We start from the raw sequence: 22,947 nt of genomic DNA, 5'->3' as shown, positions 1-22,947 counted from the left end.
TGTCATCCTTTCGGCGGCATACCGGGCGCAGCTCCGATGACCGGCGGGGTCAGTTCACGCTCAAGTTTGCGGCGCATTGCACGTTCATAATCCTCAAACCCCTGAGCAATCTCCACGAACGCACCGGCGCCATAGATGACCTGGCTTCTGTAAAAGGCGATCAGCCCGGTCTCGGCTTCATAATCTGCACCATTGACCACCAGCCCGTTCACCGTGACGTCGTCAAACGGAAATGCGGCATAAGCCTGACGCGGGCTGAAGCCTTCGTTGTTCTGCCCGTCCCCTGAGATATCAATGGTCTTGTACAGACAGTGCGGCGCCCGCTCCAGCAGCCCTGCGCCATATCCCAGTGCATATCCCATCGCGGTAGGAAAATCGTTATGGCTTCTCTCCGACCGCGCAACGATCCCGGCCACGCGTTCGAGCGCCGCCGGGCTGTCGATCAGAGTCCAGTCGAGGATCAGCTCCTGATTGTAGCGCCCCGACCACTCAAACACCGCAAGCGACACAGGCAGACTGTTTGCAAAGAATGCAGCAGACACTTCCGGCGCTGTCAGCGCGGAAACCAGACCGCCCCGCTGCAGGGCGTCTTCCCCGGCATCAACCGAGCTTGAGACATCAAGCGCCAGAACAAGAGCCAGCCGGCACCCGTCAGCCGCGACACTCCCGGCTGACAGAAAAACCGCAATGCAGGCCTGCCGGATCACCAATGCCCGGTGTTTTCCATGCTGGACCAGGGTTCGGCAGGTGGCAGATCATCGCCTTCCTGCAGGAGCTCAATGGAAATGTTATCGGGTGACCGGACAAACGCCATGTGTCCGTCGCGCGGCGGACGGTTGATGGTTACACCGGCGTCCATAAGTGTCTGGCACATTTCGTAAATGTTGCCCACGCGATAGGCCAGATGCCCGAAATGGCGGCTGTCATCGGGCAGGGCGTCGTCGCCATCCCAGTTATAAGTCAGCTCAACGGGGCACTCTTCCTGACCGGGAGGCGCCATGAACAAAAGCGTAAACCGCCCCTTTTCGTTATCATAGCGCCGCGTCTCTACCAGCCCGAGCAGCTTGTAGAATTCAACCGACGCGTCGAGGTCTTTGACCCGGACCATTGTGTGCAGATATTTAAGGCTCACGCTGTTACTCCTGTATTCCTGAGGTTTGTGTGTAATCCTAGCATGCCCGGGCGGGGTTACCACCCGGGCGCACCGTTTCGTGAGGGCCTGGCCCCGGTGCTGCTGTTTCCGGTCCCGCCTGTGCAGTCATCGCTTTGCGCCGTCGTTTCTTTGCGGATATGTCTGGTGACAGAACGAGTCTGTGACTGCGTCGGCAACCGGGGAGACTGACCTTGCAACAATACCATGACGCGCTGCGCACCGTTCTTGAGAAAGGCACCGTTTCCACGGACAGGACCGGCACCGGAACAACGTCGTACTTCGGTTTGCAGTGCCGTTATCCGCTCAGCGACGGATTTCCCCTCGTTACCACGAAAAAGCTGCATCTCCGCTCCATCGTGCACGAGCTTTTATGGTTTTTGTCAGGCGATACGAATATCCGCTATCTGAAGGAAAACGGCGTCTCGATCTGGGATGAATGGGCTGATGAAAATGGCGACCTCGGTCCTGTTTATGGGCACCAGTGGCGGCATTTCCCCAAAATCACCAGGACAGATGATACCGAGGCCCGGGTGCTGATCGGCGAGGTGGATCAGATCGAAGCCCTCATCCGCGCCATCCGCGACACACCGGACAGCCGCCGGCTCATCGTATCTGCGTGGAATCCGGGTGAGGTGGACAGAATGGCGCTGCCGCCCTGTCACACGCTCTGGCAGGTGCGGATCATCGGCGGCAAGCTTCATCTTCAGCTGTACCAGCGGTCCGCCGACATGTTTCTGGGCGTGCCGTTCAACATCGCCTCATATGCGCTTTTGCAGGTAATGCTTGCGCATGTCACGGGCTATGAGCCGGGCGATTTCGTGCACACTATGGGCGATGCGCATATCTATTCCAATCATATGGAGCAGGTGCAGACACAGCTGGCACGCGATCTTCAGCCCCTGCCTGAGCTCCGTCTGACCCGTGACGTATCTTCGGTTTTTGACTTCCGTTACGAAGATTTCGAGTTTCTGAATTATGACCCGCTTCCGGCAATCAAAGCCCCGGTCGCCGTCTGAAATGCTGACACTTGTGGTCGCCCGCGCGCGCAACGGCGCAATCGGCAAAGACAATGAAATTCCGTGGAACGTGCCGGAGGATCTCAGGCTGTTTCAGCGCGAAACCCTTGGCGGCGCGCTGATCATGGGACGCAGAACATGGCAAAGCCTGCCGGTAAGGCCGCTGCCGCGCCGGCTGAACTGTGTGATTTCGCGCGATAACAGCCTGGCCGATATGGTGCGCCAGGATCTCCGGACAGCGATTCAGGATTGCTATGACGCGGGCTACACCCGGATTTACGGGGTAGGCGGCGAGGCGGTTTATGCGGGGCTGATGCCTCTGGCCGACAGGATGGTGATCACTGAGGTCGATACCGCCATTGGCGAAGCCGATGCATTCTTTCCGGCGTTCGACGCGTCAGACTGGACAGAGCTCAGGCGTTTCGATCTTCGCACGGACAGCCCCGCCTGTCAGGTGCGCGAACTGGTCCGCGCCGCGTCAGGCGCAGACCGCGGGTTCTGACGACATGATCAATCATGCGGGTCAGTACCGTATTCACTGCTGCCCTGCGCATGGTTAACCTTGCTGATCCTCCTCCCGGGTTCGCCACGGATCCGTTTCCGGTGTACGACGACCTGCTGGCCAGTGCGCGCGTCTGCCCGCAACCGGACGGTTCATATGTGATTTCGGGGCACGCGGATCTGTCAGTGATCTACCGGGATACATCGCTTTATATCTCTGATAAAAAATCAGTATTCGGACCCAGGTTTGGCGAGGACTCGGCTCTTTACCGCCACCATACCACGAGCCTTGTGTTTAATGACCCGCCGCTGCACAGCCGGGTCCGCCGGATCATGTCGTCGGCACTCGCGCCCAAAGCGATTGCCCGGATGGAGCCGGGGCTGGAGACGTCCGTGCATCGCCTGCTCGGGGAACTGCCCGTCCGCCCGGACCTGATCAGTGATTTCGCAGCCCGCATTCCGATCGAAGTTATCGGCAATCTGCTGGACATTCCGCCATCAGAGCGTAGCCCGTTGCGGGACTGGTCACTTGCGATACTGGGCGCGCTGGAGCCTGTCACTTCCACGGAACAGCAAGCTTCTGGGAACGCTGCCGTCACAGAATTCAGCGCCTTCCTGAAAGACCTGATCGCCCGTCGGCGGCAGACACCCGGCGATCCGCAGACCGACGTGCTGACCCGCCTGATTGCCGGCGAAACAGACGGGCTTCTGAGCGAAGAAGAATTGGTGCAGAACTGTATTTTTATCCTGAATGCCGGGCATGAAACCACCACCAATCTGATTGGAAACGGTCTGGCGCTGCTGTGCGATGATGAAAGTGCGCGCCACGATCTGCGGGCGGCACCGGACCGGATCGACGGGTTTGTCGAGGAGGTGCTGCGGTTCCGCTCGCCAAATCAGTTCGGCAACCGCCAGACCACCAAAGCCGTCAGTTTCGGCGGACAGAGCATACCGGCCGGCGCCAACCTTCATCTGTGTATTGGTGCGGCGAACCGGGATCCGGAGGTGTTCAAGGCGCCCGGGCGGTTCGACATGACCCGCTCCCCCAACAGACACCTTGCATTCGCGGCGGGCCCGCATGTCTGTATCGGGCTGACGCTGGCACGGCTGGAAGCGCGCATCGCGCTTGTACGTTTTCTGGAGAGATTTCCCCGCTTTGCAGTAACAAGGCGCGTGCCAGGGGGTCGTATCCGGTTTCACGGATTTACGGAGCTCCGTGCGGATCTGTCCGAGCGCTGAAAGATACCAGGCCGCGCACGTAACATCTGCGCGCAGCCATGTCGTTCAGGATGACCGGTTTTTCCGGTGCGGGACCGGGCCGGCGGACGGGTCAGAGCAGCTTCAGGTCGCTCGCCATCTGTCTGCCATCGCGGCCCTCGGTAAGCTCAAAGCTCACTTTCTGGTCGTCAGCGAGGCCGGTAAGCCCCGATCTTTCAACGGCGGAAATATGGACAAAAACGTCCGATCCGCCGCCTTCAGGTGCTATGAACCCATAGCCCTTGGTGGTGTTAAACCATTTCACGGTGCCAGTAGGCATGTTTTCCGTGCCTCCTTTTACTTAACTTTTGCAGGCTGCATGCGCGGCACTGCATCCTTCATTCAGGGCACGAAACTTCGGAAATTCGCATGCCCGGTACTTTCAGAGATTGCCTTTTGCAGCTAAAAATCAAGGAAAACGGGCAGAAACCTCTCTGATTCACGTCTATGTTATTCCAGGAGTGAGGAATTATTATGCATCTCTACGGGCTGAAAAACTGCGATACCTGCCGTAAGGCGCTGAAATTACTTCCTGATGCTGAGTTTGTGGACGTCCGGGCGGGCGGTGTGCCTGAAAACGTGCTCAAAGCAGCCCATGCGCGCTTTGGCGATGCGCTGCTCAACACGCGGTCCGCCACGTGGAGGGGCCTGAGCGACCTGCAGAAAGATGCAGGCCCGCTCAGTTTGCTGCAGGCACACCCGGCAGTGATGAAGCGTCCGCTGATCACCGATGGTGACACGATGTACCTTGGATGGACCCGTGATGTTCAGACAGCCCTGGGCGTGGCCTGATCCGCTCAGGGCTGTGGCGCGCGCCGCAGCGCATTGTCGAGAGACAGGGGCCCCGCGCCCTTGACCACAAGCACCAGAAGCAGAAACACCCAGAACGCGCGCTGGTCGAGAATGACCCCGTCGGGTATTCTGTCGAACCACGCCCCCAGCGTTTCACTGTGTGCGATCCCGCCGTGGCCATAAAGATCGGTCAGCGACTGCACAATGATGAAGCCTATCATACCGAGGGCGGACAGTCTGGTCAGCAGGCCCAGCACGATCAGAGCCGGCAGGATAAACTCCGCCCATGTTCCGGCCAGCACAACCGCTGTGTGAAACGGTGAAAGCTGTGTGACATCATATGTCACGGCCTCCATTGCTTTGGGAAATATCTGAGCATATGCGCCGACTGAGGGTGAAAAGAGTCCGGCAAATCCTTCTCCGAGCTTGGTCATGCCCGAAACCCAGAAGTAAACCAGCAGCGTTCCCGCGAAGATCAGCCGCGCCAGCGTCGAAAGCAGCCAGTCTGCGCGCGATAACCTGTCAAAGATGGCATTGTACAGGGAAATCATAGGGTTTCGTCCTTTTTGAGAGTGCTGAGCGACTTACTTTGCAGGGCTGTCGCAAGAGCCCCTGAGAGGTCGAAACCGGCGGAGTCACCGAGGGCCGAGTCATGGGCCTCTCCGAGTGTCATGCCGCGGGCAAGTGCCTCAAACCAGACCGCGGCGCCGGGGAAAAGCAGCACTGGCACCGGGTCATATTCCGGCCGGGTGATCAGCACATCCTGCGCCACGGCGCGCGGTTTGGGCGCATCGGGTTCAGTGTTGTAGCGCCACAGATCAAACAGAGGCCATGATGAGCGCAGCACCCGCGTGGCCGGCGCGGGTGCCAGGCGCAGACCGGCCAGCAGGTCCGGATCAATCTGCAGCTCCACCGGATCAAGTGGCACCACATCTGCCGCGTGATAGGATTGCCGCAGTGCCAGATCCAGCCGAGCGCAGTCGGGCAGGTAGCCCAGATGCGCAAGCGACGGAAGCCCGTCCAGAAACCGGGGGAATTCAGCGCCATAAAACATCATCAGCTGTGAGGTCGGCGGATGCTGACGGACATAGAGCTTTGAAAGACCAGCAAAGTTTTCCGGTCCCAGAAGTTTTGCGACGAGCGGGAATGCCGTGGCAAGCGCGTCACGGAGCGACACAGTGACATTGTTGCGATAGATCGAATACCGCGCGCCTGCCGGCGCACCGGTCGCAGATACGAGCCCCGCGGGCACCGGCGCCTCAGGATTAAACAGCGCCGCGTGAAACTGTGCCTCGGAGACGGTCATTCTGCGGGCTGCAGAATGTCGGATGCGCGTAGCGCCTCATCGCGCAGCACCGGCCATTCGGGCACGTCGTTATCCCATTCCACCAGCACCGGCTTTGGCCCCGATGATGCAAGCGTGTGGCGCAACAGCGCCCACACGGGATCGACCACCGGCTTTGCATGACTGTCGATCAGCAGCAGGGCGCCGCAATCATCCTCGTCTTCATCGTGCCCTCCCACGTGCATTTCACCCACAGCGTCCAGTGGGAAGGCATCAATATAGCTCTGGGGCGAGTAGCCGAGGTTCGTCGCCGAGATAAAGACGTTATTGATGTCCAGCAGCAGCCCGCAGCCAGTACGCTGCACCAGTTCTTTCAGAAAATCGGTTTCCGACCAGGTGCTTTCGGCAAATGCCAGATAGCTTGACGGGTTTTCCAGCAGCATGCGGTACCCCAGGGCGGACTGCACCTCGTCGATATGAGCGGCCACGCGCGCCAGCGTCGCACCGGTATAGGGCAGGGGGAGCAGATCGTTCATAAATTCCGCCCCGTGCGTCGACCATGCGAGGTGCTCTGAAAAGCTCGCGGGTTTCAGCCAGCCTGTCAGATATTTCAGCCGCGCCAGATGCTCAGGGTCGGGACGGGCCTCGCCACCGATGCTCAGGCCGACACCGTGTACGGAAACTGCAAATTTTCCCGACAGGGCGCGCAGTTGCGCCAGCGGGCGTCCGCCATCCCCCATGTAATTCTCAGCATGGATTTCCAGCCAGGAAACCGGCCCCGGGTCGCGCATCAGATCCGGGAAATGTTGCGGTTTATAGCCAACGCCCGGAGCATCCGGCAGGTGGTCATATCGCCCAGAGGTATCAAGCATGCGGCACTCCGAAGTCTGAAGCCTCAGCCGGGGGTATTCAGGGTTTCCCGGCCGGGCGATGGATAACCGCCCGGCCGGATTTCACAAGGTGGCCGGTTATGCCGGCAGATCGCGCTCAAGCTCTTCGAGCGAGCCTTCGCGGGGTGTACCGTCGGCCATTTCTGGCAGTTCAATCTCTGCGCAGGTACCGGCGTCAACCAGCGTCCATGCGTTGCCCTGGTAGTCAACGGTCGAGGTGCCGGCGCATGTTGTGCCCGGGCCCGCGGCGCAGTCATTGGCACCCGCAAGCGATACGCCGTAGCATTTTTCTTTTGCAGCGGCCTCGGCGACAGTTGTTGTCTGGCCGACCAGGGCCGCGGCGACGGCACTGGCGATTGCGACTGTTTTCATCGTGTTGGACATGGTCATTTTCCCTTGTTACGTGCCGTTACGGCAGTGATATCCCTGAAATTAAATGGTGTGAGATCAACTTACCATTCACGTCCCTGTGTGTCACACCGGCGTCAGTGCGCTGTCAGCCGGAGCCGGGTAATTCACGCGAAAACGGGCGGAATTGTTACAATCCCGCCCGTTTTTCGGCCCCGTGCTGCGCCGGAGCGTCGGATTGTTACAGCAGATCAGGAGGGGTCGCGTCGCGTGACAGCGTCTTTGTTACAGCCTCCAGAGGCTCCACTGTGGTCTGTTTCTCGCCCAGACGCCGGACCGTGACGGTGCGTTCCTCCACTTCACGCGCGCCGACCGCCAGAATGACCGGCACTTTGCCGACGGAATGCTCGCGGACCTTGTAGTTGATCTTTTCGTTGCGGGTATCGGCCTCGGCGCGCACCCCTGCGGCGCGCAGATCCCTGACGACCTCGTCCACGTAATCATTCGCATCCGAGATGATCGAGGCCACCACGACCTGACGCGGAGCAAGCCAGAAAGGCAGCTTGCCGGCATGCTCTTCGATCAGGATGCCGATGAAACGCTCGAAAGATCCAAGACAGGCACGGTGCAGCATCACCGGCCGGTGCTTGCCGCCATCCGCCCCGATATAAGTCGCATCCAGCCGCTCAGGCAGCACGAAATCAACCTGGTGAGTGCCGCACTGCCAGTCCCGGCCGATGGCATCAGTCAGCACAAACTCCAGCTTGGGCCCGTAAAACGCACCTTCGCCGGGGTTCGTCTCGGGCTCAATGCCCGCCTTTCGGGTCGCAGCAAGCAGGGCCGCTTCGGCCTTGTCCCACACCGCGTCAGAGCCAGACCGCTTTTCGGGGCGGTCCGAGAATTTCACCCGGAACTTTTCGAAGCCGAGATCGCGGTAAATGGTCGACAGATAGTCGATATAGACGGCTGTTTCTGCTTCGATCTGGTCTTCGGAGCAGAAAATATGTCCGTCGTCCTGAGTAAACCCGCGCACGCGCATGATGCCGTGCAGCGCGCCCGAAGGCTCATACCGGTTGCACGAGCCGAATTCGGCCATGCGCAGAGGCAGGTCCCGATAGGATTTGAGCCCCTGATTGAAAATCTGCACATGGCAGGGACAGTTCATCGGCTTGAGCGCATTCACCGCCTTTTCGCGGGCGTGGTCTTCGTCCACCTCAACGATGAACATATGCTCCTGGTATTTCTCCCAGTGCCCTGAGGCCTCCCAGAGCTTGCGGTCAACGACCTGCGGTGTGTTGACCTCGACGTAGCCGCCTTTTCGCTGCTGGCGGCGCATGTAATCCTGCAGTTCGGTATAGATCTGCCACCCGTTGGGATGCCAGAAAACCTGGCCCGGGGCCTCTTCCTGCATGTGAAAGAGATCCATCTCGCGGCCAAGTTTGCGGTGATCGCGTTTGGCGGCCTCTTCCAGCATATGCAGATGCGCGCGCAGCTTTTCCTTACCGGTGAAGGCCACGCCGTAAATCCGTTGCAGCATTGCCCTGTCGCTGTCGCCGCGCCAGTACGCGCCGGCGATCGACATCAGTTTAAAGGCATCACCGGGCACCTGACCGGTATGCTGAAGATGCGGGCCGCGACACAGATCCTGCCAGTCGCCGTGCCAGTACATCCGCAAGGGCTCATCCCCGGGAATCCCGTTGATCAGCTCGACCTTGTAAGGCTCGCCCAGATCCTCGTAGTGTTTAATCGCCCGGGCGCGGTCCCAGACTTCGGTGGTCACCGGATCGCGCTTGTTGATGATTTCCTTCATCTTTTTCTCGATCAGACCGAGATCTTCGGGTGTAAAAGGCTCTGCCCGGTCAAAATCATAGTACCAGCCGTCCTTAATCACCGGACCGATGGTCACTTTGGTGTCGGGCCATATCTCCTGCACGGCACGGGCCATGATATGCGCCAGATCATGTCGTATGAGCTCGTTGGCCTGAACATCATCCTGCATGGTGTGGATTGCGATGCTGGCGTCCTGATCAATCGGCCATGCCAGATCGTAATGCGCACCGTCGACGGTCGCGCTGATCGCCTTTTTGCGCAGCGAGGTGGAGATGCTCGCAGCAACGTCGCCGGCTGTAACACCCGCTTCGAACTGTCTTGAACTGCCATCGGGAAAAGTGAGAGAGACTACAGCGTCTTTCGGGGCCATCGCGGGCACTCCTCGTCGGTCTGGCGCCTACGAGACGCCCGGTTGCGGGTTATTTGACCGCTCGATGCCGCAAGGGGGCGGGGCTGTCAAGCAGGGCCGGGACGGGTATACCGAAGAATACGTTGACTGCGACGTTTTGCATGTTAAATCCGACATACCGGGATCGTACCGGTGAGAACCTGGAGCCTGCCATGCCGCGCTATAACAAAAACTTCGAGCTGAGCATTCATGACGTGGACCTGATCGAAGAGGCGCTGCGTGCCCGCGGTCGCGAACTGGGCCGGATGCGGCTGGCACTCTCTGATGAGAACCCGGCCGACCTGCAGTCTGTGTCGGTAATTGAAGCCGACCAGCGCGAAAACGAAGAACTGCTCGGCCGGCTCCACAATCAGAAAGTTTTCTACCGCCCGGGCACGACCCCTTATGTCAGTGGCTGATCCCGTTCTGCCGGTAACGGAAGCTACGCCATAAAAACCGCCGCCGCCATCGCGAGGCAGCACAACCATCCGGCTGTGAAGATCAACGGTCGGAGCGGCATCCGCGCAGTGCCGGTGATCATGCCGGCAGCATGTGTAACCCGCAGACCCAGAAAAATGACCGCGGCCCACCATGTGAGCGCGGAATAGCCGTCCAGCCGGTCAACGACCAGCACCAGGATGGCAAAGGGCAAAAGCTGTTCCAGCAGATTGAGATGCGCGCGATGCGCCCGGTGTACCCATGCGGGAAAGCCGCTGAGCGCTGGGGGGCGCACAAAGGCGTCGTTTTCCGCCTGTGGATGCATATTCACGCCGATGATGTAGGGGATCCACAGGGACGCTGCGAGAACAGCCAGAAGCACGACAACACCGAGTTCGGTTGAGAGGGTGTGGTGAACCATGTTTCACGTCTCCGCCGTCTGATGCGAGAATTTGACGGTCTGCCCGGTCTCCAGCCATGTCTTTAACCCGGCCAGCGTGCGGTGCCATCCGTCGGCCACACCTTCCTGACCTGCCGGAATGTCATAGTGCTCCAGCGTTAGCAGGCAGTTTTCACCCTGTGGCTCGATAATATAAACAAAACGTGAAGCCGTCAGCGGCACGTCAGGCCCCGCCCAGTGTGGCTCGAACGTGCTTTCCACACGCGTTTCAGGCGTCAGCCTGGTCTCGGTCAGGATCAGCATCACCGCATTGTCCGGGGTTCGGAAAATCAGCTGACTGCCTTCGCGGACGCAGCTGCCGGCGACGAAGTTATAGGCGGCATTTGCCTCCGGGTCGGTAAGCGCGTGCCACAAAGCATCCTGGGTACAGTGAATATAGATCTGCATCATAAAGTCGGGTCTGGTCATGTCCGGTGGTCCTTCCAACTGGGTTTTAAGGTCAGTCACCGCTCGTGCCGCCGGTTGTTCGAGCAGGGGCCCGATCCAGCGATCTGTCATTTCCTGCAAAGGCACGGCGTTCAGGTAGTGGTATTTGAACCGTCCCTTTTTGTAGGTCGCGATCAGCCGGGCGTCCTGCAGCACACCAAGATGTTTCATCACACCAAAGCGCGACATCTCGAACTGGTCAGACAACTCGGCAAGGCTCTGACCGGGGCTGGCACGCAGGCTGTCAAGCACCTGTCTGCGCACCGGATCGGCGAGAGCTTTGAAGATCGAATCCATGTGTCCTTATAGGTTACTTAATAGTCACGTGACAATAGAGTCACGTAAATTTTCAGTTTGACGTTGCGGTTGCCCGCGGTGCTGACGCATCATTGCCAAAAGGATGCGCGCATGACCTCACCCGAGACTTTTGAAACGCCACAGGGCAGGCGGCTGGCATATCACCTCACCCCGGGCGAGGGCCCCTGCGTGGTGTTTCTGGGCGGTCTGAAGTCCGACATGGAGGGCACAAAGGCCCTGCATCTTGAGGCCTGGGCGCGCCGGACGGGGCGCGCCTTCCTGAGGTTTGATTACTCCGGCCACGGCCTTTCATCCGGTGCGTTTGAGGAGGGTGCAATCGGTGACTGGGCAGAGGATACGCGCGCCATTACCGGTGCACTGATCACCGGTCCCATGGCCCCTGTCGGCTCGTCGATGGGGGGCTGGCAGGCGCTTTTGCTGGCCCGGGCTGTGCCTGACAGAATTGCAGGTCTGGTCACCATCGCAGCTGCGCCTGATTTCACCGAAGATGGCTACTGGGCGTCCTTCTCGGATACGCAGAAATCACAACTTGAGTCAGAAGGGCGTGTCGAACTGCCGTCCGATTACATGGAGCCCTACGTGGTCACGCAGCGCATGATCGCCGACGGCCGCGACAACCTCGTGCTGCGCTCACCGCTTGATCTGCCCTTTGCCGTCCGCTGCCTTCAGGGAACAGCCGACACGGCGGTCAGCACGCAGACAGCGTTGCGCCTTCTGGACCATGCGATAAGCCCGGACATGCGGTTGCTCCTGGTCAAGGATGCCGACCACCGGTTTTCCGACGGGCCCTGTCTCGGTCTTATTGAGGCCGCTGTGACTGACGTACTCCGCCTTGCAGCTGCCACCTGAAAGACATCGCAATGGAGCAGCGCATCAGCCTGATCACCCTCGGCGCCGCAGACACAGCGTTGCTGGCGGCGTTCTACGAAAGCCTCGGCTGGGAGAGGACACCGGGACCTGACGGCGTGATCGCATTTGATCTTTCGGGACAGACGCTGGGTCTCTATCCGATCGACAAACTGGCCGAAGACATCGGCGTGGCGCCCGAAACACTTGGCCGGGGCGCTGTCACGCTGGCACATAATGTGCGCGCGAAAGACGAGGTCGCGGTACTTCTGGCACGCGCTGAAGCCGCCGGGGCGCGTATCCTCAAACCTGCCCAGGACGTCTTCTGGGGCGGGGACCATGGATATTTTTCTGATCCCGAGGGCCACATATGGGAGATCGCGTATAATCCCTTTTCCCCTTTGCGTGCTGATGGTGCGTTCCGCTGGACCGGATACGGAGAGCCAGACTGATGCGCCGCCCGGCCAGCATGTGGAGCCTCGAGACCCTCGGGCGTGTGCGACTTTCGAGGCATTTCTATATGCGCGATTTCCTGTGCTCCGAGATCAGCAGTTTTCACGGTATTCCGAACATCCCAGACGATCCTGACCTCGCCATCGAAAACGGTCGCCGGCTCTGTACAGAACTGCTTGATCCTCTGGAAGAAACCTTTGGCCGCATTGCCATCCGTTCAGGGTACCGTTCGGCTGCTCTGAACAGATTTGGCAACGAAAACAACCTCAACTGCGCGCGCAACGACAACCCGCTGGAATGCCACATCTGGGATCGCGGCTCAGCAGATGAGGCCATTGCGGGCACGTCTCTCGTGGTGCCCTGGTTCGCTGACCGATACGCCGCGGGCCGCGACTGGCGCGATCTGGCGTGGTGGATTCACGATCATCTGCCCTATTCCGAGATATGGTTTTTCCCGAAGCTCGCAGCGTTCAACCTGACATGGCGGCCTGTACCGCATCGCACGATTTCAAGCTATATCGCTCCCCGGGGAATGCTGTTGCGCGCTGGCGCGCAAAGTTGTGAGACCAGAGCGGAACGCAAAGCGCGCTATGCGGATTTCCCGCCCCTCCGCGGTATCGAATACCCCTGAAATATCGGTCATCTTGTGGATAACTCGTAAATCTTACACCATATGTAGATTGATTGTTGACCCTAAAGCCGCCTTTTGCGCAGACTATCCGATGTTTCAGGGGGGTGATTCATGAACAGGGCGCTGGTGCTGTCGTTTGTTCTGATAGCGGTTTTTGCCGGCGGCGCTGCAGCGCAGACATGCGGGACCAGCTATCAGGTACGCCCCGGTGACAGCCTCTCGGTGATCGCCGCGCGCCAGTACGACAACGCCTTTTTGTGGACTGATCTTTACGCGGCAAACCGTGACGTCATCGGACCCGATCCTGACCGTATTTTTGTCGGTAGCCGTCTGTCGCTGCCATGCTTCGGCGGCGAGGAACCGGGCGCCGGCGCACCTGAACTGACCGAGGCCGATGCGGCGCCCGGCCCCCTTTCCGACCCTGTTGCACCCGAGGCAGAGCCCGCTCCGCCTGAGCCGCTTATCGTGACACAGACCGCGACCCTGCCGCCCTTTGTCGATGACCGTAGGGCGGGCGGTGGCATGATAACTGAGCTCATCCGGAATGCACTGCGCGCGGGCCTTCCCGACCGGGACGTGATTTTCGGCGGTCCCGGGCTCGTTGATGCAGCTCTGGTGTCCGATCTGATCTTTCCTGTAATCCGCCCTGAATGCCTGCCCGGTGACCTCAGCACGCTATGCCGGGATTTCCTCTATTCAGACCCGCTTTTTGAGATGCTCATGGTGTTTTTTGTACCCGAAAGCGCGCCGGTGCCGCTGGCGGGTGCAGCGGATCTGCGCGGCAAAAAGATCTGCCGGCCTGCAGGGCAACCGGTGCATGTTCTGGACGCCGGTGGGAAAAACTGGCTGGCCCACGGGCTCGTCAGCATCGTACGGGCCGCGGGTACGGACGCCTGTTTTGCGCTGCTCGACGAGGGCGTCGTCGATACCGTGATGCTCAATGAGTTCACCGGACGGGCGGCTCTGGCAGCCGCAGGGCGGGAACGCGAGATCGTTGCACTCAGCAAATCACCGGTGGCCATTGTGACCCTGCACGCGGCTGCGCCGCAAGCGTCCCCGCGGGCGCGCGACGTGATAAGCGCTTTTAACTCAGGGCTGCGCGATATCCGGGCGACCGGCGCGTTTCAGGATATTCTTGAGCGGCACATGGCCGCCGTCTGGGCCGGATTGTGAAGGGGCGCGCCGCAGTAGCCGGGCTGTACTTCGCGTGCACGGCGGCAGCTGCGTCCGGAGCCGGCATAACGCTGGTCGCCTCGCCCGATGATGCGCCTTTCGCGGATCCCGACTGGCCCGGGCGTGGCATGGTCACGGAAATTATCGAAACAGCGCTCAGCAATGCGCCCGATCCGTTGCCGTTCGACATCCTCTGGGAAAGCGACCGTGCGGCCGGCGCGGCCCGGGTGGCGCGTGCACAGACCGACATGGGATTTGCCTGGGCGCGCCCCGATTGCGACGGGCAGCAGCACGATAACGAGCACTGTCGCACGTACCATTTCTCCGACGCTCTGGCCCAGGTCGTTGTGCTGCTCTTCACCCGGACCGACAGGCAGTTTGACTTTGAAAAGGATGCCGATCTTCACGGTCGGGTCCTGTGCCGCCCCGCCGGCCTGTTCACCCATGATCTCGAACGCCCGGACCGGCGCTGGCTGAGCCGTGATCTGATCACGCTGAAACAGCCGCCCCGCGCGGCAGACTGCTTTGAAATGCTGATGGACGGCGCGGTGGATGCGGTGGCGCTGGATGAATTCCGCGGCGTGAATGAGCTTTTCCGGGAGGATCTGACCGAGTCCGTTGTCCCCCTGCCGCGACCGCTCTCGGAGCAGAGCCTGCACGTGGTGATCTCACGGTCCCACTGGCGGGCCACGGCGCATCTTTACCGTCTGAATGCCGGGCTTGCGCGGCTGCGCGAATCCGGCAGATATGCCGGGATCATCGAGCGGCATCTGGGGCTCTACTGGGATGAGATCAGGCAGTGACGGAGGGGTCGTGGGAGAGGCGCGCGCGATTTTGCCGCTGGCTCTCCGGTGTGCGCGGCGCTAAGAATGACCTGTCGTAGTTGACTATCCGTTAAACAGTCTGAAGGCGCATGTGTCATGACAGAACCACTCGTGTTGCTGCCTGGAATGATGTGTGATGCGCGCCTTTTTGCACCTCAGATCGCGGCGCTTTCATCTGATACCGTTGTCATCTGTGCACCGATCACCCGCGGTGACCGGATGGAAGAGATTGCCTCGGGCCTGCTTGATCAGTTGCCGCGCCGCTTCGCACTGGCAGGGCTAAGCATGGGCGGCATCGTGGCGATGGAACTGTTGCGCCGCGCGCCCGAACGGGTCAGCCGCATCGCCTTGATGGACACAAACCCGCTGCCCGAAACACCTCAGATTGCCGCCGCCCGCGAACCGCAGATCGTCGCGGCACGTTCCGGCAGAATGCTGGATGTCATGCGAGAAGAGATGAAACCGAAGTACCTTGCGCCGGGTCCGGGTCGTGCCGAGGTGCTGGATCTGGTGATGGACATGGCCGCTGCACTGGGACCGGACGTGTTTGTACGCCAGTCACGCGCCTTGCAAAGACGGCGGGATCAGCAGAAAACGCTGCGCCTGTGCAAGGTGCCTGCACTGGTGCTCTGCGGCGCACATGATACGCTCTGCCCGGTAAGGCGCCACGAATTCATGTCAGAACTGATCCCGGGCGCCACACTGCGCGTGCTGGAAAACTCCGGGCATCTTCCACCGCTTGAAGAGCCTGAAGAGACCACGGCCGCCCTGCGCGAGTGGCTCGCGCAGCCGCTGGTGCTGCGTTAGGCCGCTGAGTTTCGGTTGGCAGGTTTTCGCGTTTTCGCCTGAGGTTTCGGGCTGTTGGCATCGATGAAATCCAGCACGAGCGGGCGGATATTCCGCCGCCAGCTTTTACCCGCAAAAATCCCGTAATGACCTGCACCTTCCTCAAGATGGCTGGCCTTTTTGGAGTCCGGGAGGCCCGTGCAGAGTGCGAGAGCCGCAACACACTGGCCGGGTGCTGAGATGTCGTCTTTCGTGCCTTCGACCGTTTTCACCGCGACGGTCGTGATTTTCCCGATGTCGACTTTCTTGCCCGCCACAACGAATTCGTTGCGCGCGATCTCGCCGTTTTTGAAAATGCGCTCGACCGTGGACAGATAAAACTCAGCAGTCATATCCATGACCGCAAGGTATTCGTCATAAAACTTGTTGTGCTTGTCATGTTCCTGAGCGTCGTTCTGCGCCACGCGGGCGATCTGGTCGCGGAAAGCCCGGAAATGGGTCTCGAAGTTCATTGAAATAAAAGAGTTCAGCTGCAGCAGACCGGGGTAAACCATGCGGCCCACACCGGGGTATTTAAAACCGACCCGCTGGATCATCAGCTCTTCAAGCTGACCCATCGTAACCCGGTGGCCAAAGTCAGTCACGTCGGTCGGTGTCGCGTTGGGGTCAATCGGGCCGCCGATCAGCGTGAGGCTGCGCGGCTGTGCGTCGGGGTCTTCTTCGGCCAGATAGGCGGTTGCCGCCAGCGTGAGCGGGGCAGGCTGGCAGACCGCGATCACATGTGTATCCGGGCCCATTTCGCGCATGAAGTCGACCAGATAGAGCGTGTAATCCTCGATATCGAACTTGCCCGCGCTGACCGGAATATCGCGCGCATTGTGCCAGTCGGTGATGTAGAGGTCGGCATCAGGCAGCATGCTGATCACGGTGGACCGCAGCAAAGTTGCATAATGGCCGGACATCGGCGCGACCAGCAGAACTTTGCGTTTCGGCGTGGGGCGGCCCTGAACCACAAAATGGAGCAGATCGCCGAAGTCCCGTTCAATTACGGCTTCGGTTGTGACAACATGGTCCTGCCCGTCATCGCTGGGCACGGGGGGGATGTTCCAGTCAGGTTTCACAATCATCCGCTGAAACGTGCGCTCAGTTACCTCGCCCCAGGCGCGTGTCCAGGCGATTGCAGGGTTTGGAATGAGGGAGAAGGCAGGATATGATGCCATCGCAAGGGCCGATGCGCCAAGCCACTGGTTCGTATTGCGAACCGTTTCCATTAAGTCGTAAGTGGCCATATAGCGCATGAGGGGTCTCCTTGATGATAATCCGGGCGCACCGGAACACGCAGTCGCTTCGCCCCCTGAAGCCAACGACCAAATGCTGCAGGTGCAACATACGAGGGAAAAGTAAATATGACAACAAGAACTGATCTTGATGAGACTCCCGGTATCGAAAACCTGGAGCGTATGACCCGAAACCTTAAGAAAGTTGAGGAACTCTCAGAGCGCCTGCATCGCGTTATGACGAACCGAAAGGGACATAATCCGTCACTCGACGCTCCGAATCAGGAACTTTTTGGAAAGGCAGCCCAGGCCTACTGGTCTGAAATGGTTAACAACCCCGCCAAAGTGCTTGAGCATCAGATGGATTACTGGTCTGAGACGATGAAGCATTTTGTTGAGGCGCAGCAGACGCTGGCGAGGGGCAAACTCGAAGCCCCTCAGGATGCAGGCCCGCGCGATCGCAGGTTCGCCAACCCGCTCTGGGATACGCATCCGTATTTCAATTTTGTAAAGCAGCAGTACCTGATCAACGCGAGCGCCCTTTCTCAGGCGGTGAGCGATGTGACCGATATGGAACCCGCTGAGAAAAACCGGCTGAAGTATTTCTCGCAGCAGATTATCGACATGATGTCGCCCACGAATTTTCTGGCCACAAATCCGGATGCGCTGGAAAAGGCGATCGAGACAGAAGGCCAGAGCCTCGTTCAGGGGCTTGAAAATCTGATCCGCGATCTGGAAGCCAACAACGGCGAGATGGTGGTCAAACTGGCCGATGAGCAGGCCTTTGAACTCGGGCGCAATATAGCGACGAGCCCCGGCTCGGTTGTCTTCCGTAACCCGATGATGGAGATAATCCAGTACACACCGACCACCGAAAAAGTGCACAAAATCCCGCTTGTGATCTTTCCACCCTGGATCAACAAATTCTACATCCTCGATCTGAAGGCGCAGAACAGCCTGGTGAAGTGGCTGGCCGATCAGGGCTACACCGTCTTCATGGTGTCCTGGATCAACCCGGACGCAACTTACAGCGACATCGGGCTTGAGAACTATATAGAGCAGGGGTACCTGACCGCGATCGGCGAGGTAAAAAAGATCACCGGCGAGAAGCAGGTCAATGTTGTCGGATACTGCATCGCCGGCACAACACTGTCGCTGACCCTGTCGCTGATGAAACAGCGTGGCGACAAATCTGTTAAATCGGCAACCTTCTTCACCGCCCTCACGGATTTCTCGGACCAGGGCGAATTCGCGCCCTTCCTGACCAATGATTTCATCGACGGGATCGAAGAGGAGATCGATGACAAGGGCATTCTGCCTTCGGTGATCATGGCGCGGACCTTTTCGTTTCTGCGCTCGAATGACCTGATCTACTCGCCTGCCATCCGCAGCTATATGATGGGTGAAACGCCGCCCGCCTTTGATCTGCTCTACTGGAACGGGGACGGGGCCAACCTGCCTGGCAAAATGGCCAAACAGTATCTGCGCGGGCTCTGCCAGCGCAACGAGCTTGCTCAGGGCGGTTTTGATCTGATGGGGCACAGGCTGCAGCTGACGGATATTGACGTGCCGGTCTGTTCTGTTGCCTGCGAAACCGACCACATTGCAGCCTGGAAAGACTGTTATCGTGGCGTGCAGAAGATGGGTTCAAAAGACAAAACCTTTATTGTCACGGAATCCGGCCACATCGCCGGGATCGTCAATCCGCCGAGCAAAAAGAAATACGGCCATTACACCAACGCTGACATGAGCCCTGACCACGCCGACTGGCTGAAGGCCGCAGATTTCACCGAAGGCTCATGGTGGCCGCGGTGGGAAAAGTGGCTGAAAAAGCGCTCCGGGACGATGATTCAGGCCCGGATACCAGGCGATTCGACCCATCCCGTGCTCTGCGAAGCGCCCGGTACATACGTAGCCATCAAAGCAACCAGCTGATTTTAAATACTTTTCCCTGATCGGATTTTTTTGCTGCACTGCAGAAAAATATCCTTGTAATGCTGCGCTGCGGCATCTATATAGTTTGCAGACGCAGAAAAACGGGATGATCCCGAAGATGCGAGGAAAGGAAAAGACATGAGCAAGACACCTGACATGACCGCAGTATTCAAAGACGTAATGGGCGCATTCCCGGTTGACACAGCCGCATTTGAAGATGCCTTCAAAACATCCGCAACTCTGAACGAGAAACTGTCCGGCGTTGCGCTGACAGCTGCTGAGAAATCCACCGAGATCTCCAGCAAATGGACCCAGGAAACACTGGCGAAGCTGGCCGACATGGCAAAAGCGAAAAAAGAGCCGGTTGATTACGCAAAAGCGATGACCGATTTCGCTTCCGCATACTCCGAGTCCGCTGCTGAGCACATGGCTGCTTTCGCCGAGATCGCGAAAAAAGCACAGATGGACACAGTTGAGCTGATGATGGCTGCCGGCAAAGACATGAGCGAAGACGCAACTGCCGCTGTCAAAAAAGCGACAAACGACGCATCTGCCGCCGTTAAAAAAGCAACTGCGAAGTAAATCCGATACGGTTTTTGTGCCGCTTCCTCCCTGAAAAGGCACAAAATTCGAGGGCGGGCTGGTAACAGCCTGCCCTTTCTTTTTGTAAAACAGTCCCCTAAGCTGCAATGCAGCACTCACACCGGGGAGAAAGCCTGTGGCGGATCAAGAAAAACCATTGCTGATCAAGCGATACGCCAGCAGGCGCCTGTATAACACCGAAACCAGCGATTATGTCACGCTGGACGATATCGCAGGTTTCATCCGCGGCGGACGTGAGGTCCAGATCGTTGATCTGAAATCCGGTGACGATCTGACCCGCCAGTATCTTCTGCAGATCATCGCAGAACACGAAAGCCGGGGCGAAAGTGTCCTGCCGGTGGATGTACTCAACGATCTGGTGCGCAGCTATATGACGCCGGGCGCGAGTGTCGTGCCGCAGTTTCTTCAGGCCTCTTTTGAGATGCTGCGCGATGGTCAGAGCCAGATGATGGACAAAATGAACGCCATGAACCCGATGGCAAAAATGCCCGGTTTCGAGCTGATGCAGGCGCAGCAGAAAGCCTTCATGAAGGCAATGACGGGTGGTCTTACACCCGGCAGCACGGGCTGGTCCGAACAGGGCGAGGCTGCTGCCGGCACCGAAGAAGAGGCCGGTGGCGAAGACCTCGATGCAATCAAGAAACAGCTGTCGGAACTGCAGGACAAACTGTCCCGGCTGAAATAACCCTGCCTGCTCAGGCGACTTTGCTGGCAGGCTGAGACGACGTAACTGATTTCATCGCGCTGATCAGAACACTGGTGACGGCATCAAGCTCGTCGCGGGTCAGCCGCACGGGCAGGCGCACATCGCAGGCGCGCATCAGCATGGACCGGGTCTTTGGCAGCTCCGGCAGATCCGGCACGAATTTCCAGTTCCAGAAGGCGCGCGCGTTATCCGTGCTCTGGCCGAAGACCTGGACCTTGACGCCGGCAGCATCAGCCGCCGTCGCAAAAGCGCGGATTTCCGCGTCACTGAGCTCCTGAATATTGAACTGTATGCTGTCAGGCGCGCGCTCTTCGCCGGGCAAAGGGTCCGGCACGTCGAAATAGCGCGCGGCATTCAACCTTGCGGCAACGTAATCATGATTGCGCCTGCCGTCCGCGACCCGCTGTGGCAGGGCGTCAAGCTGCGGGCGGATCAGCGCGGCGGAAAGGTTGTTCAGGCGCAAATTGTAAAGCGGCAGCTGGTTCTGCCAGCGGGCAAAAGCGTCGTGCAGAACCGGGTGTTTCTTCCAGTTATGTTCATAAGCGCCCGACATAATGATGGCCCGTGCCACAAGATCGGCATCGTCAGTGATCAGAATGCCGCCTTCGCCTGCGTTGACCATCTTATAGGACTGAAAGGAAAAGCATCCGACCCGGCCAATGGTACCAATTTTCCGACCCCGCCAGACGGTGCCCAGCGAGTGTGCAGCGTCCTCGATGACCGGAATATCCGCCGCGTCGCACAGCGCCATGATCGCACCCATGTCGGAGGTATGCCCGCGCATGTGGCTGATGATCACAGCGCTGATGTTGTCTTTCAGACGGGCTTCGAAATCAGTCAGATCAATGCGGTAGTTTTCGCCAACTTCGCAGAGCACGGGCACACATTCGGCGTGCACGACAGAGGAGGGGACCGCCGCAAAGGTAAACCCGGGGATCAGCACCCGCGCACCCGGCGTCAGTCCCAGCGATTTAAGTGACAGAAACAATGCTGCCGAACAGGAAGACACCGCAAGCGCGTATCTGCTGCCCATCATCTGTGCAAATTCACTTTCCAGCAATGAGACCGGAGCGTCCGCCGCCGCAGTATAGCGAAAGAGATCTCCGGTCTGCAGAAGGCGGTCGATTTCGGACCGCGCAGCCTCGGGGATCGGCTCGGCAGTATGCATATCCGGCAGTGTCATATTTGCATTTCCTTAATCTAAGTTTTGGAAATAATAAATGACATGGCTGCAACCGACAAGTGAATCTTTTGTGACCGCGTCAGATGCCCAGTCTGTCGCGCATTGCATACCAGGTCATCGCAAGGATCAGCAGTGGTGTCCTGAGGGTGCCGCCGCCCGGAAAGGCGGGCGTGGGGATCCGGCTCATCGTGTCAAACCCGTCATTTTGCCCGCGGATCGCTTCGGCCATGAGCTTACCCGCATGGGTGGCCGTGCCGACGCCATGGCCTGAATACCCTGATGCGGACAGGATGTTGGGCGCGATCCGGGTCAGATAGGGGAAGCGTTTCATGGTAATGCCCAGCGTGCCGCCCCAGGCGTAATCAATCTTCACGTCTTTCATATGGGGAAAAATGATGTGCATCGGTTTGCGCACTGTCGCTTCGATATCCTCCGGGAACCGATAGCCATAGCTTTCGCCGCCACCAAAGAGCAGGCGCCTGTCATGCGACAGACGGAAGTAGTTCACGACAAACCGGCTGTCAGCCACGGCAATATCCCGTTTCAGGACCCGCGCTGCTTCGTCCCCCAGAGGTTCGGTCGCCACGATGAAATTATTGATCGGCATCACACGCGACGTCACAGCCGGTGCAATGCCCGACAGGTACCCGTTGCAGCCCAGCACGACATGGCCGGCCGTTACGCGCGCCGTTCGGGTGGTGACCACCGCCGGATCGCCTTTGCGGATGTCCGTCACCCGCGCGTTTTCGAAAATCCGGACGCCGGCTTCTTCCGCTGCCCGCGCGAGCCCCAGAGCAAAGGCCAGCGGATGCAGATGGCCCGCACCCGTATCCAGCGTGCCCCCTTTGTAATCCGGCGACGGGCAGATGGCGTGGCAGGCCTCTGCATCAAGCGGTGAGATCTGATCATATCCATAGTGCTTTTGCAGATGCTCTGCATAGCCGTGCAGGTCAGCCACATCCGCCGCATTCGACGCCGTCCAGGCGATGCCCGGCTTCAGGTGGCAGTCAATGTCATGTTTTGCCACCAGATCGCGCACCAGCGCCTTGGCGTCTTCGCCCAGATCCCAGAGCGCGCGGGCCGGGCCGTCTCCGACCATCTTTTCCAGTTTTGTCTGATCTATCCGCTGCCCGCTGCCAAGCTGACCGCCATTGCGCCCGGACGCGCCAAAGCCGACCCGGTGCGCTTCGAGCAGCACAACCGACACGCCCGCCTGCGCCAGGTGCAGGGCTGCGGAAAGCCCGGTATAGCCGCCGCCGATGACACAGACGTCTGCCGTGATATCGCCGTCGGGCGCAGGCCGGACGTCGGGTGGGTCAGCCGTCGCCGCATACCAGCTTGGCGGGTACGTACCCTGAGTGTCATTTGCATACAGAAGATCCATGCCACGGCCTTCTCTTGGAAAAATGGGGGAGGCTGCGCGGTCAG

Annotated in this window: 27 protein-coding genes; 14 read left to right on the top strand and 13 right to left on the bottom strand. The window is 59.3% G+C overall.

Going from position 1 to position 22,947, the window contains the following annotated elements; all coding sequences use genetic code 11:
* Positions 1 to 2: 2 nt before the first annotated feature.
* Together G3256_RS13500 and G3256_RS13495 are read right to left on the bottom strand one after the other, a co-directional pair.
* Positions 3 to 707: a DUF1194 domain-containing protein gene (locus G3256_RS13500; RefSeq protein ID WP_169641318.1), complete on the bottom strand. Its 705-nt coding sequence runs from the start codon at positions 705 to 707 to the stop codon at positions 3 to 5.
* A complete protein-coding gene (locus tag G3256_RS13495; protein WP_169641317.1) occupies positions 704 to 1,132 on the bottom strand; it encodes a VOC family protein in 429 nt (142 codons plus the stop codon). Before G3256_RS13495 ends, G3256_RS13500 begins: the two co-directional genes overlap by 4 nt.
* A gap of 212 nt (positions 1,133 to 1,344) precedes the next feature.
* Between G3256_RS13495 and G3256_RS13490 the strand changes: the two genes are divergently transcribed.
* From G3256_RS13490 to G3256_RS13480, 3 genes are read left to right on the top strand one after another with little or no spacing between them, the layout of a single operon-like run.
* Positions 1,345 to 2,169 (top strand): thymidylate synthase, encoded by an 825-nt coding sequence (locus G3256_RS13490; RefSeq protein ID WP_169641316.1) that lies wholly within the window; start codon positions 1,345 to 1,347, stop codon positions 2,167 to 2,169.
* A 1-nt stretch (position 2,170) separates the two neighbouring features.
* Entirely contained in the window at positions 2,171 to 2,671 is a 501-nt protein-coding gene (locus tag G3256_RS13485) for a dihydrofolate reductase (protein ID WP_169641315.1), read from the top strand.
* Positions 2,672 to 2,685: 14 nt separating this feature from the next.
* Positions 2,686 to 3,909 (top strand): cytochrome P450, encoded by a 1,224-nt coding sequence (locus tag G3256_RS13480; protein ID WP_246227613.1) that lies wholly within the window; start codon positions 2,686 to 2,688, stop codon positions 3,907 to 3,909.
* Between the two features lie 91 nt (positions 3,910 to 4,000).
* Here the strand turns inward: G3256_RS13480 and G3256_RS13475 are convergent, their stop codons facing one another.
* Positions 4,001 to 4,207, bottom strand: a complete 207-nt coding sequence (locus G3256_RS13475) for a cold-shock protein (protein WP_169641314.1) — start codon at positions 4,205 to 4,207, stop codon at positions 4,001 to 4,003.
* Positions 4,208 to 4,401: 194 nt separating this feature from the next.
* Between G3256_RS13475 and G3256_RS13470 the strand changes: the two genes are divergently transcribed.
* Positions 4,402 to 4,719, top strand: coding sequence for an ArsC/Spx/MgsR family protein (locus G3256_RS13470; RefSeq protein ID WP_169641313.1), 318 nt, complete (start codon positions 4,402 to 4,404; stop codon positions 4,717 to 4,719).
* Between the two features lie 5 nt (positions 4,720 to 4,724).
* Here the strand turns inward: G3256_RS13470 and G3256_RS13465 are convergent, their stop codons facing one another.
* The 5 genes from G3256_RS13465 to thrS all read right to left on the bottom strand — a co-directional run bounded on the left by G3256_RS13465 (position 4,725) and on the right by thrS (position 9,442).
* The gene (locus G3256_RS13465; RefSeq protein ID WP_169641312.1) at positions 4,725 to 5,270 is read right to left on the bottom strand and encodes a DoxX family protein; all 546 of its coding nucleotides are present in this window, start codon (positions 5,268 to 5,270) and stop codon (positions 4,725 to 4,727) included.
* Positions 5,267 to 6,025 carry an HvfC/BufC N-terminal domain-containing protein gene (locus G3256_RS13460; protein ID WP_169641311.1) on the bottom strand — a complete coding sequence of 253 codons (759 nt, stop codon included), beginning with the start codon at positions 6,023 to 6,025 and terminating at the stop codon, positions 5,267 to 5,269. The genes G3256_RS13465 and G3256_RS13460 overlap by 4 nt, the downstream gene beginning before the upstream one ends.
* Positions 6,022 to 6,876: an MNIO family bufferin maturase gene (bufB, locus tag G3256_RS13455; RefSeq protein ID WP_169641310.1), complete on the bottom strand. Its 855-nt coding sequence runs from the start codon at positions 6,874 to 6,876 to the stop codon at positions 6,022 to 6,024. Before bufB ends, G3256_RS13460 begins: the two co-directional genes overlap by 4 nt.
* 96 nt (positions 6,877 to 6,972) lie before the next feature.
* Complete coding sequence (locus G3256_RS13450; protein ID WP_169641309.1) at positions 6,973 to 7,278, bottom strand: BufA1 family periplasmic bufferin-type metallophore; 306 nt, start codon at positions 7,276 to 7,278, stop codon at positions 6,973 to 6,975.
* 205 nt (positions 7,279 to 7,483) lie between these two features.
* Positions 7,484 to 9,442, bottom strand: a complete 1,959-nt coding sequence (thrS, locus tag G3256_RS13445) for a threonine--tRNA ligase (protein WP_169641308.1) — start codon at positions 9,440 to 9,442, stop codon at positions 7,484 to 7,486.
* A gap of 191 nt (positions 9,443 to 9,633) precedes the next feature.
* On the opposite strand from thrS, the gene G3256_RS13440 reads away from it, so the two are divergent.
* A complete protein-coding gene (locus tag G3256_RS13440; protein ID WP_169641307.1) occupies positions 9,634 to 9,879 on the top strand; it encodes a hypothetical protein in 246 nt (81 codons plus the stop codon).
* A 23-nt stretch (positions 9,880 to 9,902) separates the two neighbouring features.
* On the opposite strand, the gene G3256_RS13435 is transcribed toward G3256_RS13440, so the two are convergent.
* Positions 9,903 to 10,319, bottom strand: a complete 417-nt coding sequence (locus G3256_RS13435) for an MAPEG family protein (RefSeq protein WP_169641306.1) — start codon at positions 10,317 to 10,319, stop codon at positions 9,903 to 9,905.
* Between the two features lie 3 nt (positions 10,320 to 10,322).
* Positions 10,323 to 11,081 carry an ArsR/SmtB family transcription factor gene (locus G3256_RS13430; RefSeq protein ID WP_169641305.1) on the bottom strand — a complete coding sequence of 253 codons (759 nt, stop codon included), beginning with the start codon at positions 11,079 to 11,081 and terminating at the stop codon, positions 10,323 to 10,325.
* Between the two features lie 111 nt (positions 11,082 to 11,192).
* Here G3256_RS13430 and G3256_RS13425 point away from each other — a divergent pair, with 111 nt between their 5' ends.
* From G3256_RS13425 to G3256_RS13400, 6 genes are all read left to right on the top strand, one after another.
* Complete coding sequence (locus tag G3256_RS13425) at positions 11,193 to 11,951, top strand: alpha/beta fold hydrolase (protein WP_169641304.1); 759 nt, start codon at positions 11,193 to 11,195, stop codon at positions 11,949 to 11,951.
* Positions 11,952 to 11,962: 11 nt separating this feature from the next.
* The gene (locus G3256_RS13420) at positions 11,963 to 12,400 is read left to right on the top strand and encodes a VOC family protein (protein ID WP_169641303.1); all 438 of its coding nucleotides are present in this window, start codon (positions 11,963 to 11,965) and stop codon (positions 12,398 to 12,400) included.
* 17 nt (positions 12,401 to 12,417) lie between these two features.
* Positions 12,418 to 13,032, top strand: coding sequence for a hypothetical protein (locus G3256_RS13415; protein ID WP_169642443.1), 615 nt, complete (start codon positions 12,418 to 12,420; stop codon positions 13,030 to 13,032).
* 111 nt (positions 13,033 to 13,143) lie between these two features.
* Positions 13,144 to 14,205 (top strand): LysM peptidoglycan-binding domain-containing protein, encoded by a 1,062-nt coding sequence (locus G3256_RS13410; RefSeq protein ID WP_169641302.1) that lies wholly within the window; start codon positions 13,144 to 13,146, stop codon positions 14,203 to 14,205.
* The gene (locus G3256_RS13405; protein ID WP_169641301.1) at positions 14,202 to 15,008 is read left to right on the top strand and encodes a substrate-binding periplasmic protein; all 807 of its coding nucleotides are present in this window, start codon (positions 14,202 to 14,204) and stop codon (positions 15,006 to 15,008) included. Before G3256_RS13410 ends, G3256_RS13405 begins: the two co-directional genes overlap by 4 nt.
* Positions 15,009 to 15,125: 117 nt before the next feature.
* Entirely contained in the window at positions 15,126 to 15,836 is a 711-nt protein-coding gene (locus tag G3256_RS13400) for an alpha/beta fold hydrolase (RefSeq protein ID WP_169641300.1), read from the top strand.
* Here G3256_RS13400 and phaZ read toward each other — a convergent pair.
* Complete coding sequence (phaZ, locus tag G3256_RS13395) at positions 15,833 to 17,113, bottom strand: polyhydroxyalkanoate depolymerase (protein WP_169641299.1); 1,281 nt, start codon at positions 17,111 to 17,113, stop codon at positions 15,833 to 15,835. The two genes, G3256_RS13400 and phaZ, sit on opposite strands and share 4 nt — an antisense overlap.
* Positions 17,114 to 17,221: 108 nt before the next feature.
* Between phaZ and G3256_RS13390 the strand changes: the two genes are divergently transcribed.
* From G3256_RS13390 to phaR, 3 genes are all read left to right on the top strand, one after another.
* Entirely contained in the window at positions 17,222 to 19,027 is a 1,806-nt protein-coding gene (locus tag G3256_RS13390) for a PHA/PHB synthase family protein (RefSeq protein ID WP_169641298.1), read from the top strand.
* 138 nt (positions 19,028 to 19,165) lie between these two features.
* Complete coding sequence (locus tag G3256_RS13385) at positions 19,166 to 19,609, top strand: phasin family protein (RefSeq protein ID WP_169641297.1); 444 nt, start codon at positions 19,166 to 19,168, stop codon at positions 19,607 to 19,609.
* 136 nt (positions 19,610 to 19,745) lie between these two features.
* On the top strand, positions 19,746 to 20,315 hold the full coding sequence (gene phaR / locus G3256_RS13380) for a polyhydroxyalkanoate synthesis repressor PhaR (RefSeq protein WP_169641296.1): 570 nt from the start codon (positions 19,746 to 19,748) through the stop codon (positions 20,313 to 20,315).
* A gap of 10 nt (positions 20,316 to 20,325) precedes the next feature.
* Here phaR and G3256_RS13375 read toward each other — a convergent pair whose 3' ends face one another.
* Both G3256_RS13375 and G3256_RS13370 read right to left on the bottom strand, forming a co-directional pair.
* The gene (locus G3256_RS13375; RefSeq protein WP_169641295.1) at positions 20,326 to 21,519 is read right to left on the bottom strand and encodes a DegT/DnrJ/EryC1/StrS family aminotransferase; all 1,194 of its coding nucleotides are present in this window, start codon (positions 21,517 to 21,519) and stop codon (positions 20,326 to 20,328) included.
* 79 nt (positions 21,520 to 21,598) lie between these two features.
* Positions 21,599 to 22,903: an NAD(P)/FAD-dependent oxidoreductase gene (locus G3256_RS13370; RefSeq protein WP_169641294.1), complete on the bottom strand. Its 1,305-nt coding sequence runs from the start codon at positions 22,901 to 22,903 to the stop codon at positions 21,599 to 21,601.
* Positions 22,904 to 22,947: the final 44 nt, after the last annotated feature.

The organism is Roseobacter ponti, assembly GCF_012932215.1.
GTDB classification, from domain to species: domain Bacteria; phylum Pseudomonadota; class Alphaproteobacteria; order Rhodobacterales; family Rhodobacteraceae; genus Roseobacter; species Roseobacter ponti.
The sequence above is the reverse complement of the archived record's forward strand: the minus strand, read 5'-3'. Positions and strand labels throughout refer to the sequence as shown.

What these genes read in the sequence shown, in the direction of transcription:
- G3256_RS13450 (WP_169641309.1), bottom strand. Translation starts at nt 7,278, where the DNA reads ATGTCCAACACGATGAAAACAGTCGCAATCGCCAGTGCCGTCGCCGCG.
- G3256_RS13430 (WP_169641305.1), bottom strand. Translation starts at nt 11,081, where the DNA reads ATGGATTCGATCTTCAAAGCTCTCGCCGATCCGGTGCGCAGACAGGTG.
- G3256_RS13480 (WP_246227613.1), top strand. Translation starts at nt 2,686, where the DNA reads ATGCGGGTCAGTACCGTATTCACTGCTGCCCTGCGCATGGTTAACCTT.
- G3256_RS13420 (WP_169641303.1), top strand. Translation starts at nt 11,963, where the DNA reads ATGGAGCAGCGCATCAGCCTGATCACCCTCGGCGCCGCAGACACAGCG.
- G3256_RS13370 (WP_169641294.1), bottom strand. Translation starts at nt 22,903, where the DNA reads ATGGATCTTCTGTATGCAAATGACACTCAGGGTACGTACCCGCCAAGC.
- G3256_RS13415 (WP_169642443.1), top strand. Translation starts at nt 12,418, where the DNA reads ATGTGGAGCCTCGAGACCCTCGGGCGTGTGCGACTTTCGAGGCATTTC.
- G3256_RS13390 (WP_169641298.1), top strand. Translation starts at nt 17,222, where the DNA reads ATGACAACAAGAACTGATCTTGATGAGACTCCCGGTATCGAAAACCTG.
- G3256_RS13375 (WP_169641295.1), bottom strand. Translation starts at nt 21,519, where the DNA reads ATGACACTGCCGGATATGCATACTGCCGAGCCGATCCCCGAGGCTGCG.
- G3256_RS13465 (WP_169641312.1), bottom strand. Translation starts at nt 5,270, where the DNA reads ATGATTTCCCTGTACAATGCCATCTTTGACAGGTTATCGCGCGCAGAC.
- G3256_RS13410 (WP_169641302.1), top strand. Translation starts at nt 13,144, where the DNA reads ATGAACAGGGCGCTGGTGCTGTCGTTTGTTCTGATAGCGGTTTTTGCC.
- thrS (WP_169641308.1), bottom strand. Translation starts at nt 9,442, where the DNA reads ATGGCCCCGAAAGACGCTGTAGTCTCTCTCACTTTTCCCGATGGCAGT.
- G3256_RS13435 (WP_169641306.1), bottom strand. Translation starts at nt 10,319, where the DNA reads ATGGTTCACCACACCCTCTCAACCGAACTCGGTGTTGTCGTGCTTCTG.
- G3256_RS13475 (WP_169641314.1), bottom strand. Translation starts at nt 4,207, where the DNA reads ATGCCTACTGGCACCGTGAAATGGTTTAACACCACCAAGGGCTATGGG.
- phaZ (WP_169641299.1), bottom strand. Translation starts at nt 17,113, where the DNA reads ATGCGCTATATGGCCACTTACGACTTAATGGAAACGGTTCGCAATACG.
- bufB (WP_169641310.1), bottom strand. Translation starts at nt 6,876, where the DNA reads ATGCTTGATACCTCTGGGCGATATGACCACCTGCCGGATGCTCCGGGC.
- G3256_RS13485 (WP_169641315.1), top strand. Translation starts at nt 2,171, where the DNA reads ATGCTGACACTTGTGGTCGCCCGCGCGCGCAACGGCGCAATCGGCAAA.
- G3256_RS13385 (WP_169641297.1), top strand. Translation starts at nt 19,166, where the DNA reads ATGAGCAAGACACCTGACATGACCGCAGTATTCAAAGACGTAATGGGC.
- G3256_RS13400 (WP_169641300.1), top strand. Translation starts at nt 15,126, where the DNA reads ATGACAGAACCACTCGTGTTGCTGCCTGGAATGATGTGTGATGCGCGC.
- G3256_RS13440 (WP_169641307.1), top strand. Translation starts at nt 9,634, where the DNA reads ATGCCGCGCTATAACAAAAACTTCGAGCTGAGCATTCATGACGTGGAC.
- G3256_RS13425 (WP_169641304.1), top strand. Translation starts at nt 11,193, where the DNA reads ATGACCTCACCCGAGACTTTTGAAACGCCACAGGGCAGGCGGCTGGCA.
- G3256_RS13470 (WP_169641313.1), top strand. Translation starts at nt 4,402, where the DNA reads ATGCATCTCTACGGGCTGAAAAACTGCGATACCTGCCGTAAGGCGCTG.
- G3256_RS13460 (WP_169641311.1), bottom strand. Translation starts at nt 6,025, where the DNA reads ATGACCGTCTCCGAGGCACAGTTTCACGCGGCGCTGTTTAATCCTGAG.